This window comes from Pediococcus claussenii ATCC BAA-344 (assembly GCF_000237995.1).
Taxonomy (GTDB): Bacteria; Bacillota; Bacilli; order Lactobacillales; family Lactobacillaceae; genus Pediococcus; species Pediococcus claussenii.
Window position 1 is genome coordinate 1,362,781 of sequence record NC_016605.1, and the last position, 16,702, is coordinate 1,379,482.

The 16,702-nt window shown below is 36.2% G+C and carries 17 protein-coding genes; 2 read left to right on the forward strand and 15 right to left on the reverse strand.

The window, feature by feature from the left end:
• Window position 1 precedes the first annotated feature (1 nt).
• Genes cobU through PECL_RS06830 form a run of 12 tightly spaced genes read right to left on the reverse strand, consistent with a single transcriptional unit; the run spans window position 2 to window position 10,273 of the window.
• Window positions 2-592, reverse strand: a complete 591-nt coding sequence (gene cobU, locus PECL_RS06775) for a bifunctional adenosylcobinamide kinase/adenosylcobinamide-phosphate guanylyltransferase (protein WP_014215829.1) — start codon at window positions 590-592, stop codon at window positions 2-4.
• A 4-nt stretch (window positions 593-596) separates the two neighbouring features.
• On the reverse strand, window positions 597-1,322 hold the full coding sequence (locus tag PECL_RS06780) for a hypothetical protein (protein WP_014215830.1): 726 nt from the start codon (window positions 1,320-1,322) through the stop codon (window positions 597-599).
• An 8-nt stretch (window positions 1,323-1,330) separates the two neighbouring features.
• Window positions 1,331-2,614, reverse strand: a complete 1,284-nt coding sequence (gene hemL / locus PECL_RS06785) for a glutamate-1-semialdehyde 2,1-aminomutase (RefSeq protein WP_014215831.1) — start codon at window positions 2,612-2,614, stop codon at window positions 1,331-1,333.
• A 4-nt stretch (window positions 2,615-2,618) separates the two neighbouring features.
• Entirely contained in the window at window positions 2,619-3,605 is a 987-nt protein-coding gene (gene hemB, locus PECL_RS06790) for a porphobilinogen synthase (protein ID WP_014215832.1), read from the reverse strand.
• Window positions 3,598-4,539 carry a hydroxymethylbilane synthase gene (gene hemC / locus PECL_RS06795; protein WP_014215833.1) on the reverse strand — a complete coding sequence of 314 codons (942 nt, stop codon included), beginning with the start codon at window positions 4,537-4,539 and terminating at the stop codon, window positions 3,598-3,600. Before hemC ends, hemB begins: the two co-directional genes overlap by 8 nt.
• Before the next feature lie 5 nt (window positions 4,540-4,544).
• Window positions 4,545-5,804, reverse strand: coding sequence for a glutamyl-tRNA reductase (gene hemA / locus PECL_RS06800; protein ID WP_014215834.1), 1,260 nt, complete (start codon window positions 5,802-5,804; stop codon window positions 4,545-4,547).
• Window positions 5,805-5,806: 2 nt separating this feature from the next.
• Complete coding sequence (locus PECL_RS06805; protein WP_231952008.1) at window positions 5,807-6,238, reverse strand: precorrin-2 dehydrogenase/sirohydrochlorin ferrochelatase family protein; 432 nt, start codon at window positions 6,236-6,238, stop codon at window positions 5,807-5,809.
• 20 nt (window positions 6,239-6,258) lie between these two features.
• Window positions 6,259-7,758, reverse strand: coding sequence for a cobyric acid synthase (locus PECL_RS06810; protein ID WP_014215836.1), 1,500 nt, complete (start codon window positions 7,756-7,758; stop codon window positions 6,259-6,261).
• Between the two features lie 18 nt (window positions 7,759-7,776).
• A complete protein-coding gene (locus PECL_RS06815) occupies window positions 7,777-8,583 on the reverse strand; it encodes an energy-coupling factor ABC transporter ATP-binding protein (RefSeq protein ID WP_014215837.1) in 807 nt (268 codons plus the stop codon).
• Between the two features lie 9 nt (window positions 8,584-8,592).
• Window positions 8,593-9,273: a cobalt ECF transporter T component CbiQ gene (gene cbiQ, locus PECL_RS06820; RefSeq protein ID WP_014215838.1), complete on the reverse strand. Its 681-nt coding sequence runs from the start codon at window positions 9,271-9,273 to the stop codon at window positions 8,593-8,595.
• Window positions 9,274-9,276: 3 nt separating this feature from the next.
• Window positions 9,277-9,567, reverse strand: coding sequence for an energy-coupling factor ABC transporter substrate-binding protein (locus PECL_RS06825; protein WP_014215839.1), 291 nt, complete (start codon window positions 9,565-9,567; stop codon window positions 9,277-9,279).
• Complete coding sequence (locus PECL_RS06830; RefSeq protein WP_050899618.1) at window positions 9,554-10,273, reverse strand: energy-coupling factor ABC transporter permease; 720 nt, start codon at window positions 10,271-10,273, stop codon at window positions 9,554-9,556. The genes PECL_RS06825 and PECL_RS06830 overlap by 14 nt, the downstream gene beginning before the upstream one ends.
• 523 nt (window positions 10,274-10,796) lie before the next feature.
• On the opposite strand from PECL_RS06830, the gene PECL_RS06835 reads away from it, so the two are divergent.
• Together PECL_RS06835 and PECL_RS06840 are read left to right on the forward strand one after the other, a co-directional pair.
• Window positions 10,797-11,885 carry a helix-turn-helix domain-containing protein gene (locus tag PECL_RS06835; RefSeq protein WP_014215841.1) on the forward strand — a complete coding sequence of 363 codons (1,089 nt, stop codon included), beginning with the start codon at window positions 10,797-10,799 and terminating at the stop codon, window positions 11,883-11,885.
• A 402-nt stretch (window positions 11,886-12,287) separates the two neighbouring features.
• Window positions 12,288-13,346, forward strand: a complete 1,059-nt coding sequence (locus PECL_RS06840) for a HoxN/HupN/NixA family nickel/cobalt transporter (protein ID WP_014215842.1) — start codon at window positions 12,288-12,290, stop codon at window positions 13,344-13,346.
• 219 nt (window positions 13,347-13,565) lie between these two features.
• Here the strand turns inward: PECL_RS06840 and PECL_RS06845 are convergent, their stop codons facing one another.
• From PECL_RS06845 to PECL_RS06855, 3 genes are read right to left on the reverse strand one after another with little or no spacing between them, the layout of a single operon-like run.
• Entirely contained in the window at window positions 13,566-14,519 is a 954-nt protein-coding gene (locus PECL_RS06845) for an ABC transporter ATP-binding protein (protein WP_014215843.1), read from the reverse strand.
• Between the two features lie 14 nt (window positions 14,520-14,533).
• A complete protein-coding gene (locus PECL_RS06850) occupies window positions 14,534-15,661 on the reverse strand; it encodes an ABC transporter ATP-binding protein (RefSeq protein ID WP_014215844.1) in 1,128 nt (375 codons plus the stop codon).
• 17 nt (window positions 15,662-15,678) lie between these two features.
• Window positions 15,679-16,701, reverse strand: coding sequence for an ABC transporter permease (locus PECL_RS06855; protein WP_014215845.1), 1,023 nt, complete (start codon window positions 16,699-16,701; stop codon window positions 15,679-15,681).
• Between the last annotated feature and the right edge of the window lies 1 nt (window position 16,702).

The window sequence follows — 16,702 nt, forward strand, 5'->3', positions numbered from 1 at the left end:
CCTATCCTTCCTTTATTTTTAGGGGTAGTCCACTCACAACAATCCAAACCGTTTCAGACTTTTGTGCAATTAATTGGTTGACCGATCCATAAATATCTCGCAGGATTCTAGTTAATTTGGTGGCGGGAACAATACCTAGCCCCACTTCATTAGTAACAATGACAACTTTCTTATCAATATTTTGAGTAAGTTCAAAAATTCGATTCCACTCAATCATAATTTTCTTTGTTATCTGTTCAACTTCGGTATGTGACAGGCTTTCTGCAAACACATCATCTAAATCATTTGATTTATTGATGCGCGCCAAAATATCAAAAAAAAGATTAGTTGTTAGGTTTGTCGCATCATCAATTAAGAAATAAGAACAAGGTGTATCGACGATTAATTGTCCTAAATTTTTATATTCTTCTTTAGTTTCCCAAGTATCCGGTCGACGTTTTTGATGTATCTTAATTCGCTGTTCCATTTCCTGATCAAAAAAATCCGTTCGACTGGTTGCTACGTAACAAACTGGCTGTTCCGTGTTGAACATATTCTCAGCAAATTCCGACTTTCCGCTACGTGATCCACCCGTTACCATTGTTAAATTCATTATTTCACCGCTTCATTCGTGCAATATATTTTAAATCTGGAAAGTTGTCCTCTACCTCAGTGCGATCAACATTGGCGCTAACTACAAGTAAAACGGTTGAGGGACCTGCCGATAAATTTAAATCAGACTTTGTTTTAACTATTGAATTCAATTTGTATTCCTTCGCTAAAACAGAAATTTCATGACCAATTCCCTGTGATCCAACTGGGATCATGTCACAAATCAAGGCATCGTTACGAATTTCTAACGCACGTTTTACCGTAAACACTTTATCCAAACTATTGAGGACGGCTTCTCCAACTAACGGAGTACCCAATTGAAAAACTGCAAACTCCGCGCCTTTAATTTGTTCCTTAGGTTTCGCTAATCCATTTGCTGTAACACTAACCGAGGTAAGATCAATTTTAAGATTATCTTCTGTACTACCGTTAATTGGAATTTGATCATATCCGATTTCATTTAAGTCCGACTGCAAACGTTTAATTACTCGTTCACCATTCGGAAGGAATTTTAAACTTAGATCATCAATGATACTAATCGGCGTCGCACCATAAGCAATTAGTTCCAATAATGTAGTTCGTAAGGTGAAAGAAGCCGTAGTTTCCAATGAACAGTGAATTAAATCATTGGCCATTTCACCAAATCCAGAACTAATATCCGTGCTTGTTACTAATTCTTGTTCCTCATTCAGCGAAGTGATTGTTAAATCTCGATATCGATAACTTTTCATTTTTTAACCTACATCGTTTTAAAAGCATCTGAAAAAACTTGAATCGTTTTTTCAATATCATCATCTGTGTGTTTTGTTGATAAAAAGCTTGTTTCAAATGGAGAAGATGCTATATACAATCCATTACGAATTGCATAATTGAAAAACTTATAGAAATTATCTTTATTAGTTGCTTGCACATCATCAAAGTTTTCCACTGTACCATCTGTAAAGAAGTACCCCCACATAGAACCGACATGGCGGATCGTAAATGGAATTCCATTTCGGTTTGCAGATGCCTGAACTTTTTCGCTTAGATAATCAAGCTTTCGCGAAATATTACTATAATCTTCTTCTTTAAGCTGAGTCAGAGTTGTAATACCAGCAGTCATTGCTAGCGGATTACCCGAAAGCGTACCAGCATGATAGACCGAGCCCTCAGGAGTAATATTTTTCATGATTTCTCTCTTACCACCAAAAACGCCAACTGGTAACCCTCCTCCGACGACCTTTCCGAGAGTTGTTAAATCTGGAGTAATACCATATAAGCCTTGTGCCCCATGTAAATCACACCGGAATCCTGACATTACTTCATCAAATATTAAGACTGAGCCGTGTTGAGTTGTTAATTCACGTAATTTTTGTAGAAATTCCTTTTTACCAGGAATTAATCCCATATTCCCCGCAATTGGTTCAACAATCACGCCGGCAATTTCATCTCCAAAGTTTTCAAATAACCGTTGAATTGCCTCAACATCGTTGTAAGGGACTGTTAGTGTTTCATACGTAATACTCTTTGGTACACCAGGTGAAGTATTAATATCAAGAGTCGCAAGACCCGATCCAGCGTCCACAATTAATGAATCACTATGGCCGTGGTAGTTTCCAATAAATTTCACAATTTTATCGCGACCCGTGTAACCTCGAGCCAAACGAACTGCACTCATAGTTGCCTCAGTTCCAGATGAAACCATCCGCATCATCTCCATTGAAGGTACAATCGATTGAATTGTTTGTGCTAATTTAGTTTCAACAAGCGTTGGTGCTCCAAAACTTGTACCACGGTCAATTGTTTCTTTTAAAGCTGAAATCACGGTATCATCAGCATGACCTAAAATAAGTGGCCCCCATGACAGAACATAATCAACGTATGAGTTGCCATCGATATCATACAAATATTGATTTTTTCCTCGTTCGATAAAAATCGGATCCATCTCAACGTTACTAAAAGCACGTACAGGACTATTTACACCACCGGGCATGTAACGAACTGCTTCCTTGTATGCTGCAATTGATTTTTCAAAATTCTTCATTTAATTACTCTCCTTGTTGGTCCAAATACTTAGCATAGTCCTTAGCAAAATATGTGATTATCAAATCAGCACCTGCTCGTTTCATGCCGGTTAACGTTTCATATACAACAGATTGTTCATCAATCCAACCGTTAGCGGCTGCCGCTTTAATCATTGCGTATTCCCCAGAAACGTTGTAGGCAACCATTGGTAGATTAACTTGATCCTTAATCTCACGCATTACATCCAAGAAAGCCATTGATGGTTTAACCATTACAAAGTCTGCACCTTCTTTTTGATCACTGACTGCTTCTCGAATTGACTCTAAGCGATTTGCAGGATCCATTTGATAAGACTTTCGGTCACCAAACTTTGGTGCACTGTTCGCAGCTTCTCGGAACGGACCATAAAAACTTGAAGCATATTTAACCGCATAAGACATTATTGGTATATTGACCAGATTAGCTTGATCCAAAGCAAATCGAATTGCTGTAACATAACCGTCCATTGCATTCGAAGGCGCAATGATATCAGCCCCCGCCTTAGCTTGACTAACTGCGGTACGAGCAATGTATTTTAATGACTCATCATTATCAACATAACCTTCTTTAACTATTCCGCAATGACCAGTTGATGTATATTCACACATACAACAATCCGCAATAATGATTAGGTTTGGAAACTTATTCTTAATCTTTCTGGTCGCCTGCTGAACAATTCCGTCGTCAGACCAGGCACCTGTCCCGATATCATCCTTGTTCTCATCTTTCGGCAAGCCAAACAAAATAATTGATTTAATACCTGCATCCACAATTTCCTGAACCTCATTCAAAATTGAATCCAACCCAAAATGTGAGACACCTGGCATTGAAGAAATCGGAGTCGAACCATTTAGCCCTTCCTCGACAAAGACAGGTGCAATTAAATCATTTTTTGTAACCACGGTTTCTCGCATTAAGTCTCGCATTGTTGCAGTTGTTCTTAAACGACGATGACGATCAAAATTATTCATTTTCATTCTCCTTAATCTCTTTCAATATTCTGTCAGCTCCCATTGCAAGTAACTTTTGATAAACTTCACTTGCAATATTTTGACTTTGTTTAATGTTTCGCTCGATAACAGTATCAATCCAATCGGTTCCGTCATAAGAAGATATAGATCCAAACAACTGAATTGTTTTATCATTCTGAATCGCAAAACTACCAACTGGAAAGTTACATGTTCCTCCAAAACTGGCCAGTAATTCTCGTTCTGCTTTTACCTCATCAAATGTCCTTAAATCATGAATTTTTTTAACAATTGAACAAACAAAATCATCATCTTTTCTTGTTTCAATTGCCAATGCCCCCTGACCTGCAGATGGAATCAGTTCTAGAATCGCCGGGCTTCTATAAACTTGTTTCAATTCTGGATTCAAGCGATTCAGCCCCGCTTCTGCAACTACGATTCCTTCTAAATTCATCTCATCAATTTTTCTAATTCGAGTGTCTAGGTTCCCTCGAATTGGAACAACTTCGATATCAGATCTAATATGTTTCAACTCTGAAATTCGGCGAATACTACTCGTACCAATTCTCGCATGCTCCGGCAAATCTTGAATAGATTGGATTTTAGTTTTGGTTAGCAAGCAATCGTATGGTGATTCTCGAGTCGGAATGCTCGATAGGCTTAAATCTTGAGGCGTCTCGGGCAATAGGTCTTTTAAACTATGCACCGCCAGATCAATTTTGCCAGTCCGGAGAGCATCTTCAATTTCAGTTACGAAGATTCCCTTTCCGTAGATCATTTTGATATTAGTCGTATAGTCTCGATCACCTAACGTCGTGATGTTCACAATTTCGAAATCAACACCAGGACTATTCTCTTTAAGTTGCTCGATCACTAGGTTTGTTTGACGTACAGCTAAAATACTTTTCCGTGTTCCAACCCTGATAATTTTTTTCATGATTACTACGCATCCCTTTTAAAAATTATATTCAACATATTCAAATAGTCGTCTCCATCGTCAAGCGTTGAAAGTTCTTTAATCTCTTTAATTGGACTCTTCAGCATTTGATTAACAATACTTTTCATATGTTTTCGAATCACTTTTTGTTCATGATCATTAAGCTCTGGTAATTTATTGACTAAACTTTCGTATACATCAGATTGAATAGCAGTTGATCTTTCCCGAATAGATCTAATCAATGGAACAACATTCAACTGCTTTTGCCACAAAAAATACTCTTCGACTTGATCCGGAATCTTTGCTTTTACCTGTTTAACCAAATGCAACTTCAAATCATGATTTTTCGTTGTAATATTTGCAAGGTGATCCAGATCGTAATAAAAATCGGTAAAGTTACTGACAAATTCGATGTTGCGAGGTAATCCTAAATCAATGAAAACTTTCTCATTTAAATCTGCTCCTTGAGATTCTGCCCAACTTGGTTCAATCAATTGCTGTCTACCACCCCAAGCCGTCACAATAATATCGGCTGCTGCAATTTCCTGCTGCAATTGGGTAATTGGTGAAATTAGAACCTCTTCCTCAATCAAATCAGCTAGTTGTTTTGCATGGTCTAAACTACGATTAGTAATTTGAATAGATTCAAATCCCATTCCGGAAGCATTTTGTAATACCTGTTTTGCCATGTCACCGGCTCCAACAATTAAAAGCTTGCGGTCTTCCAATTTATTAAAGCGTGTCTTTGCGGCATGCAATCCAATCTGAGTTGAGGTCTCACCATACTCGTTTATTTTGTACTCGTAATGCGTCCACTTTGAAAACGAAATAGCCTGCTTGAACAAATGATTAAATAAAACACCAGTACTTTTAGAACTCTGTGCCGTAAAAAAGGCATTCTTAACTTGTCCCAAAATATGTGGCTCACCAATATCGGGCGAATCCAATCCGCAAGTCAGTTCCATTAGATGGTAAACCGCCTGTTCTCCAGTTCTTACATTTAAATATTCCGATATTTTATCCATGGCAATCCCAAATTCAGATGCCAAAAAGCGTTTAATATAGTATTTACCGGTATGAACTTGGTCAACAACTGCATAGACTTCAGTTCGTTCACACGTCGATAGAATTACATTCTCCAAAATACTCTTCTCTGCAAAAAGCATTTGGTCAGCTTCAGAAAGTTGATTTTCCTTAAAATACATTGATTCGCGTATTTTAATTGGCGTTTTATGATAGTCTAACCCCATGCAAATTAGAAACATTATTATTCCTCCTTTCTCTTAATTTTTAAAAACTCTTGTAATCTAATTCTTGTTTTCTTTGCTAATGCCGGATTAGTTCCATTGGTGGAAATCGCATAGGTAACTGCTTCATCTTGGACGACCGAAACGTTATATAAATCGGAACTTTCCTTATTGCTTACATTATTAATCCACTGGTGTTGGGCCGCATCCTGATAAATCATTTGGTTAACCGCCTTGTCATTCGTACAGGCGAACACTATATCAGCATCTTTAGTCAATTCTGGTAAATAATCTGCTTTAATCCACCGTACTTTGTTCGGATTGATCTCAAAATCAACTTGCGGACTAATGATAGTGATTTGGGCATTCTCACTCTGTAAGCCTCTTAATTTACGGGCGGCAACCATTCCGCCACCGACAATAACCACTTTTTTATTTTTTAAATTAAGCATTACTGGATACATCTTCTAACCTACTTTTCTGACTCATCAAGAATTTTTAAGAGTGAACTAACATCCACATTTTTGGCAAATATCTTTGCCAATTTATCGTATTGCTGACTCTTATATTCTTGGATAGGTATCACTTCTTCAAAAATTGGTTCAAGCCCCTTCGATAAACGAATGTTATTCAAAAAATGACGCGTCCATAATGCGTTATCAAAGACTCCATGTAAATACGTACCATTAACTGACAGATCTGAACTTACTGCCCCATCATTTCTCGACCTTTTCTTTCCGTTTACTTCTCTAATTTCGGAAAAGGGCTTAACCTTGGATCCCAAGATTGTTTTTCCCATGTGGATTTCGTAACCAGTAAGTTGGTATCCGTCTTTCTGAGCGCAGGCTTGTGTTGTCGTCTTTTGATCCTCATAATATGTCGTAACATTCAATAATCCAATTCCTTGCTGTTCTTCAATCTGTGATTCAATATGTTGTTTATCAACTAATTTCTTACCTAACATTTGGTACCCACCGCAAATTCCAAATACCTTGCATCCTTGGCTATGAGCATTTTTAATTGCATCTACAAATCCAATTTTCCTTAAATAGCTGAGATCTTCGTTTGTATTTTTACTTCCTGGAATGATAATCAAATCGGGTATCCCAAGTTGTGAAACATTCCGAACGTAGCGAACTGAGACATCTTTATACTGTTTAAAACTATTAAAATCCGTATAATTAGAAATCTTAGGAACTACAATCACAGCAATATCGAGATCTTTTCCTGGGACTTTTTCCTGGGACTTACGAGCTAAAGCCACACTGTCCTCTTCATCAATGTCCAAATCAGTCATTGGCATTACTCCTAAAACCGGTACTCCTGTTAGTTCTTCAATTTGATTGTTACCATTTTGTAAAAGCGAAACATCTCCCCTAAACTTATTGATAATGATGCCTTTAATCCGTTTTTGGTGCTCCACAGGTAATAGTTTGATAGTTCCATAAATAGAAGCAAACACACCACCTTTATCAATATCTGCCACCAAAACAACTGGCGCATCAGCCATGTCTGCCATTCCCATGTTTGCAAAATCGTTTTTATTCAAGTTGATTTCAGCCGGACTACCGGCACCTTCCAACAGCACAACGTCATTTTCACTAGCAAGTTGGTCAAAGTCATTTTGAACAAATGATCGAAGCCGGTTTTTAAATTGAAAATAGTCTTTTGCTTTCATATCACCGATTACTTTACCGTCAACAATGATTTGAGATTCAGAATCAGTTGAAGGTTTTAACAAAACCGGATTCATACGAACATTTGGAATTTTCCTGGCTGCTTCTGCCTGAAACACCTGCGCTCTTCCCATTTCAAAACCTTCCGGGGTTATATATGAATTCAATGCCATATTTTGAGATTTAAATGGAACTACTTCGTTACCTTGATTAGTTAAATAGCGACAAAAAGCTGCAACCATCCAACTTTTCCCAGAGTCAGAAGCTGTTCCCTGAAACATAAGTCGTTTTGTCATATCTTCCTTACCTTTCTTCTACCTCAGTTTTATTTGTGAATTAAATAGCTCCTCTTCATTCTCAAATAGCTCAGTTCCAAATTTTCGATGTAGTTTAACAATAAATGGAATCTCTAACTGTGCTTGTGTCATAATCTCTTGATTCTCAAAAACGACCTGTTTAGTTCCCTTTCCAAGCAAAGAACCACCTTTAATAACATAAAAATAGTCACAAATATCATACATAAAATTCATATCATGACTCGATATAATAAAGCGCTGTCCGTTTTTCATTAGCTGTTTAATCAAGTTTTTCATGCGTTTAATACCATCAAAATCTAATCCCGTTGTTGGTTCATCTAACAATAGCCACTTCGGTTTCATTACCATCACACCTGCAATTGCAACTCTTCTTTTCTGCCCACCACTAAGATACTGAACGGGCCGATCCCTTATATCTTCCATATCTAGTTCTTTAAAAACCCAATCCAATCGTTCCCCAATTTGCTTCTTACTATATTTCAAATTTTTCAGTACAAAACTAACATCTTCAGATACATTTGAGAAAAAAATTTGATGATCTGCATTTTGAAAAACCATTCCAATTTGTGATCGTAAATTAAACAATCCCTTTTTGGAATATTTAATTGGAACACCATCTACTTGAACAAATCCGCTAGTAGGTTTTTCCAAAGCCACAATGTTCTTAAAGATTGTTGATTTTCCTGAACCATTTGGGCCCACAATTCCAATAATCTGCCCTTGTTCACCAAAATCGATGTTAAGGTTATCTAGAATTTTATTTTTATTATCATAGGAAAAATCCAAGTTTTTTAAAGAAATCATATTAGCCTCTTATTCGATATGAAAATCGCCTTCAAAAAGTTTTACTTCCAAACTGTTTTGTAAATACTCAAAGTCAATAATCACTTGCATAAATAGCATTTTTATCAAAATTGAAATTGATTCAATTGATACTCTGAAATCGTGATATCCAAGTCGCATACTTTGAGCGTGGTAAATTTTAGCGCTAGCATCTAAAAATATAAAAATAAAGCGATAGATCAAGATAACTTGTTCTACAAATATCTTAGGAAAATGTAATTGCAACAGCACTTTAATAATTTGTTGAAATGGAGTTGTCAATGCCAGAAAAAATACATCTACAATTGCAGTTAACGACTGCAAGCCAAGCATTAGTCCTTTAGGTAGCATCTGCCGAGAAACACCAAAAAATGATGATCCAACGGAAAACGACGTAATTAATGTATCCTCGTTGTAAGAAACCGTTAACACAATTCCTAAAATGCTCAGAACTAAAAAAGGTAAAATCACGTAAAACCACTTTAAATATGTTCGAATTGATATCTGTGTTACGAAAATCGTAATTCCTGCATAAATCATAATAGTCGCCAATTTAATATCCGCTTTAGGTTGAAATGCTAGTACAAGCCCTAAAACAAAAATTCCGATTTTGATCCAAGGATTTTTTTTGGCGATTTTATTTTCGTAAGCATACTTATCAATCACTAACATTGTTTATTCTTCCTTACTATTTTTCTTTTTTCCACGAGCAAATCCAATAATATATGCTATTACTCCTGTTCCAAAACTTCCCTGTAATGTAAAAATCAACGTTTCTATTTCACCTGATGGCGGAGTCCACAGTGGATGTGCCCACACTCGATACGAAGGATCATTCTTTTTGATTTGTGCAGTTCCTTGGTCGTCACTTCCACCAAATTCCCCTCCTTTTATAAAAACTAGAGGAAATACAACAAGACAAACAACAATTACTAATAAAATTACGTTCTGTTTAGTATTCTTCATTTAGAATTGTGCTCCCTTCTTTCCAAAGGCCATTGCTAACTATTAGGTTATAAACAATTACTGTTAAAAAACCTTCTGCAAGCGCTAGTGGCACCTGTGTAACGGCATAAATACCCATAAATTTAACCGCAGCTCCTAGAATACCCTTATTGGGATCTGGGAAAACCACTGCAAGTTGAAATGCTGTTGTTACATAAGTAGATAGATCTGCAAAGAATGCACAGAGGAAGATAGCAACCTTTTTATTAACATTCATTTTTTTGCAAAGTATCAAAACCAGAAAACCGATAATTGGTCCAACGATCGTCATCGAAAAAGCATTAGCGCCTAGTGTAGTTAAACCACCATGAGCAAGTAGTAAAGCTTGAAATAATAGCACAATCACACCCATAATCACTAAAACTCCTGGCCCAAACATTACAGTTCCTAAACCAACACCAGTCGGATGTGATGAAGAACCTGTAACTGATGGGAGCTTCAATGAAGAAAGAACAAATACAAATGCTCCGCATAAGGCAAACATTAATTTTGTGTTTTTCGAGTTAGAATTTTCAGAAATCTTTTTCAATCGATAAAGACCATACATAAAAAAAGGAAGACTAACTGCATACCAAAACACGCACCATAATGGTGGTAACATTCCTTCCATTATGTGCATTGCATGAACCACTGTAGGAACGAACGTAAAGCCAAGTGCCAACAAGATTGCACATTGAGTATATAAACTATTAAATATTGCATATATTTTCTTCAATGTAGATATTCCTCCTAGTGTTTTTGAATCGACGTCGGAACGTACAAGAAAACCCTTACAGACTTTATAGTATCATCTGCTTCTAACACAATTATGATATTGGTAAATGAAATCAAAATATTGCACTTTAGCCTTAAATTTTGTACAAGTTTTAAGCTTATGAAGACAAAATAATACCAAAGAATAAACATTTATCTGTGAAATAGTTTAATTGATCAATAATTTATTACTTTTTTTAAGTAAGTAATTTGCTTATCGTAAAAAAATATTATTTTCAATTTAAAACGCAAATTGTATTTTTTTTGTTTTGCTCTATATTTAAAACGCATTTTTACTATTTTGCTGCAAAATATTAGTATTAGTATAATAAAATGACAATATTACATCTTGTAACTTGTAATATTTTGCTTTAAACTCATTATTAAGAAAGCGTTTTATATTTTAGAATTGCTTATACCAAAATGAGGAGGACATTATGAATAATCTACTAGAACCCATTCATTCTGAGACCTATAAAAGGCTTGCCAGATCCTTAAATTCATTTGTTGAAATCACTCAAATAGATGCGCTCTTTTTTAGTCTTTCTGGGGTGCTAGTTAATGACGGTACTGTTTCAACTGACAGTAAAATCATTCAACATGCGATTGATCCCGCCTCTTTCGGAAAATACATTATTTTTCCCATCATTTTGAACGATCAAATTTGGGGATTTACGATGTGTAACTCGGCAAAATCTTCACATCGTAGACTTCAACTTTCAAAAGAATATTTATCTAATTTATTTAGCAGTATTTTTACAGATTTTTCAGGCTCATCATCTGAGGTTCTTGACCCCCTAACTAAAGATCAATTAACTCAAATCAATTTTTTGAGTACGTTGCTTCAACTAAAATCAACTACCCATGCTGTTTCTGTATTACCAGATCCTGAGGTGCCAATAAGTTCCGAAAAAGTTGAGGCCATCCAAAGTATCCAATATGCAACGGAATATATATGTAAAAATTTAAACAGCTCTCTCACACTTGATAGTGTTGCCAACCATGTGTTCCTGTCTTCATCATATTTAAGTAGAATTTTTAAAAAGTATATGCATGTTAACTTCATTAACTATGTAAATCACCAAAAAATTGCCCAATCACAACTGGAATTAATTTTAACCAGAACACCAATTAATTTAATTTCAAATAACGCCGGATTCACACAAACTAGTTATTTTACTAAGACATTAAAAAAAATTACTGGTGTTACTCCCTCGATTTATCGAAAAAAAAATATTAACGTAAAAAAAATATATACAATTCCACATACCGTTAATTGGAACAGGGCTAATTCTGTCTTCGATGTTTCAAAAGCATTCTTTAAAGAAAACAAATTAGATTACTACTACGAATCAACTGATGGATTTTTATATGTTAACAGCATTGGAGAACTCACTGATTCCGGCGATAAAAGTGGCTGGGTATTTACAGTTGATGGTCAACAACCATCTGACTCGGCCGACCTGATTTCCTCAAAAGATAAATCTGTAATTCAATGGATGTATGTTGAGTTTGATAACTTTTAAGACGTTTTACTAATTCATTGTAAAAATGTCTAGAATTATTTTTTTGTTTTTCAATCTGCGAAATCTTGTCTTAATAATGAAAGGGCATTGATTAATGGGCCCCGGGATTGTTCTTAGATTTTTGATAAAAAAGAACTGTTATACGAAATAACAAAGTTTCGTATAACAGTTCTTTTTCTTGAGATACACTTTCTATCTAAAAATCCTTTTAAAATAATACTATTTGGTAGTAGAATTACTCAAAATTATACAAAAAAACCTGGTTAACAATAATTTATTGATTAATTAATCTGATGTCATAAATATATTAGCTGATAATGTTAGTATTCTTTAGACAAGAATTTTCAACAGACTCGATGTCCTTGCCAAAACATAATATTTAATTTTTGGAGGTAACATCTCTTGGAGCAACAAATTAAGCACTATCCTCTGGCGCCAGACATTGGTAAATTTGGTGGGTATGTCTTACTATTATTCGTCGTCGGTTGGGGACTTGTTTTTACATATTTAAATCATTATCCAGCATTATTAGGGATGGCGTTCCTATCATTCGCGTTTGGCCTACAACATGCTTTTGACGTTGATCATATTTCTGCAATTGATAATATGACTCGTAAATTAGTTAATGATAATAAAAACACACACGGTGTTGGTTTCTATTTTTCCTTTGGTCATTCATTAGTTGTAATAATTATGGCTTTAATTACAATTTTCTTCGTCGAATGGTCAAAAACTAAACTTCCACAACTCCAGGATATTGGTGGTGTTTTCGGAACCCTTTTTGCAGGGTTTATGCTTCTCCTATTAGGATTAATTAATTTAACAATTCTAGTTGGTATATGGCGCTCCTTCAAAGCAATTAACCGAGGACAATCAGAAGAAGCTGAACAAGCTACTGACACAAAAGTATTTCGCTTCTTTAAGCGTAGCCTTAATCTTATTAAACATAACTGGCAAGTCATCTGTGTTGGTTTCTTATTCGGTTTAGGTTTTGATACAGCAACTCAAATTGCTGTACTAGCAACTTCTGCAGTTGCCACTAGTAAAGGTATTCCTTGGTACGCTGTATTTTCATTTCCGTTGTTATTCACTTCAGGTATGTGTTTCATGGACTCATGTGATGGCTTATTTATGAGTACCGCTTATAGTTGGGTATTCTCATCACCATATCGAAAAGTATATTATAATTTAGCACTCACAGGCCTATCAGTATCAGCAGCTTTTTTTGTTGGCATTATTGATGTTTTACAAGCCCTTGGTACTGAATTACATTCAAATTTCTTTTTAATTCAATGGGCACAAGCATTGAACTTTAACATGTTGGGCATCATTCTTGTTTGCTTATTCATACTGACCTGGGCCATTGCCCTGCTATGTTGGCGAATCTTTGATCTAAATCAAAAAGACGAAGAACTCAAAGAAAAAGATCAAGAATTGCAAAAGAGAAGCGAAATATTTTAGGTAAAGCGGTCATGACTTAAACTAATTTTTAAAGTATTTTAATTCATGAAGTAACAATATACATTTGTTATTTCATTCTAGAATATTGCTGAAGACCAGGACTAGCACTTTTTATTTTAAATACAACAAAATAGCCACCAAATAAGGATTTCACCCTCATTTGGTGGCTATTACTATAGGAACTTAGTCACGTCCCAATTGGTTATTAGCTACATCTATTTAAACCGGTTTAACCCCATACTCAGCAGCCTTCGCCTTATATTCATTAACCTCATCTTCTGCAGCTCTAACAAAATGTCCTGGCGCAATTTCAACCATTGCACGAGTCTTATTATCAAACTCACGAGATGGATCATAGGCAACTTGGCGACGATTACGTTCAAATTCAGGATCTGGTTCTGGTACAGCAGAAACTAGACTCTGCGAATATGCGTGGAGCGGATGGTTATAAACTTCATCTGCTGGACCAATTTCCAAAATTTTACCATAATGCATAACACCGATTCGATCACTAATATATTTAACCATTGAAAGATCATGTGCGATAAAGAGGTATGTTAATCCCTCTTGTTCTTGCAACTCTTTCATCAAGTTTACAACCTGCGCTTGAATTGAAACGTCCAGTGCAGAAATTGGTTCATCAGCAATAATAAACTTCGGTTTTACAGCTAAAGCACGAGCTATCCCAATACGCTGACGCTGTCCACCAGAAAATTCATTTGGGTATCGACTAGAATGATCTTTGTTCAATCCAACTGTTTCAAGTAATTCTTCAACTCGTTGGGTTCTTTCAGCATCATTTTTAACTAGATGATGAATATCAATCCCTTCTGCTACAATATCTTTAACCTTCATACGTGGATTAAGCGAGGCATACGGATCTTGAAAAATCATTTGCATCTCACGACGAAAACTCATCATATCAGATTTCTTTTTTATCGAGGCGATGTCTCTTCCCTCAAAGATAACTTGGCCATCTGTGGGATCTTGCAAGCGAATGATTGCGCGTCCCGTAGTTGTTTTACCTGAACCAGACTCACCCACCAGACCAAATGTTTCTCCTTCGTAAATGTCAAAGGAAACGTCATCAATGGCGCGTACTTCATCTTTTTTTCCGATGTTAAAGTACTGTTTTAAATGCTTAACCTCAAGAATTTTCTTCCTTGAATCCATAACTTGGTTTCCTCCTATTCTCCGATGGCATCGTCATCATCAGCTGCTCCGATACTTGTATTGGTATTGGAATGTATATGACCTTGATTCAAGGTACCAGAAGCCAAACGTTCCTTATAAATACCCTGTCGACGAACTACTTCAGCAGGTGGTTCAACCTTTGGAGCGTCTGGATGCAAAAGCCAAGTAGCTGCATAATGAGTATCACTAACTTTGAAGAATGGTGGTTCTTGTTCTTCATCGATCTTCATAGCATATGGATTACGCGCCGCAAAGGCATCTCCCTTTGGTGGATCCAACAAATCAGGCGGTGTCCCTGGGATTGGTTCCAATTGACCCTTAGCAGTGTCTAGTGTGGGCATTGAGTTTAATAATCCCCATGTGTATGGATGTTGGGGATTGTAGAAAATCTCATCAACTGTTCCATATTCAACAATTTTTCCAGCGTACATAACCGCAACTCGATCGGCCATACTAGCAACAACACCTAAATCATGAGTAATAAAAATGATTGAAGTAGAGATCTTTTCTTGTAATTCCTTCATTAAATCTAGAATCTGTGCTTGAATAGTAACATCCAAGGCGGTAGTAGGTTCATCGGCAATTAAAACTTCAGGATAGCACACTAATGCAATAGCAATGACAATACGTTGTCTCATACCACCTGAGAACTGGTGAGGATAGTCATTGATACGTTCTTCCGCATCTTTGATTCCAACTAACTTCAGCATCTCGAGAGCTTGTTTTTCTGCCTTATCCTTAGCAACACCTTTATGCACCATAAGAGGTTCCGCAATTTGGCGACCAATTCTCATTGTTGGATCCAGTGATGTCATTGGATCTTGGAAAATTTCGGCAATGTCCTTACCACGCATATTCTGTAGTTCTTTTTTATTCATTTCTAGGATGTTTTTCCCATGAAATTCAATTGAACCATCAACTACTTCCGCGTTATTTGCCAGTAGCCCCATAATTGTTTTGGTTGTAACAGTTTTACCAGAACCCGATTCCCCAACAATTGCTAGTGTTTCACCCTTATTAACCGAAAAACTAACATTACGAATCGCTTGAACCGTACCAGCATAAGTATGGAAATTAATCGTCAAATTTTTAACTTCAAGTACTTTATTCATTTTATCCATAATAAATTAATTTCCTCCTATCTTCTTGCCGTACGTGGATCAAACGCATCACGCAATCCATCAGCTAAAATATTAAAAGCTATCATGATAATTGCCAAAACAATGGCTGGATACCACATCTGGAAAGGCAAGAATTGGAAATTACGCTGTCCATCGTTAATCAAAGTACCTAATGATGCAGTTGGAGCTTGAATACCAATCCCAATATAACTTAAGAAGGCCTCGAAGAAAATAGCCGTTGGGATAGTAAACATAGTTTGAATGATAATAACACTAGAAAGATTTGGTAATAAATGTTTAACGGCAATTTTCCAAGAAGACTCACCTAATGTTTGAGCCGCCAAAACATACTCCTGGCTCTTTAATTGAAGGGTTTGTGCACGAGTGAGACGAGCCATCGTTGTCCACTCATTAATAACAATCGCTAAAATAATTGGCAACATACCACCTTTTAAAACAAGTAACAGTAGAACCATGATAACGATATTAGGAATTGATGACATGATTTCAATTACACGCTGCATAAAGATGTCAACCCTGCCACCTTTCCAAGCTGAGAAGATCCCATACCCAACTCCAATCAATAAATCAATCAGAGTAGCAAAGAGACCAATCATTAATGAAATCATAGTCCCATGTAAAATACGCTGTCCTAAACTGCGTCCAAGATAATCTGTTCCAAGAATATAGTACTTATTCGATGGAACATTGTTAGCTTTATACTGATCAACACGTGCTCCACCTTGAATACTTGTACCATTAAAGCCATTAATATGAACTCCAGGTATTTTAGGTGGTAAATTAGCATAATTAGGATTAGAGTTGTTGGGATTTGGAGCCGTCAAGGGCGATGTAAAGGCAAATAAGCCAATTATAACCAGAATCCACAAACTAATAAAAGCAGCCTTATTTTCCTTTAAACGGCGCCACGCATCTTGAAGGAAAGTCCTAGAAGGAGCAGCAATTTTTTCATCATCTAAGCCGTCATTTTTGCCGACTGGCTCAAAAGCATTTTCAGGTAACTTAACTTTTTCTTCCATG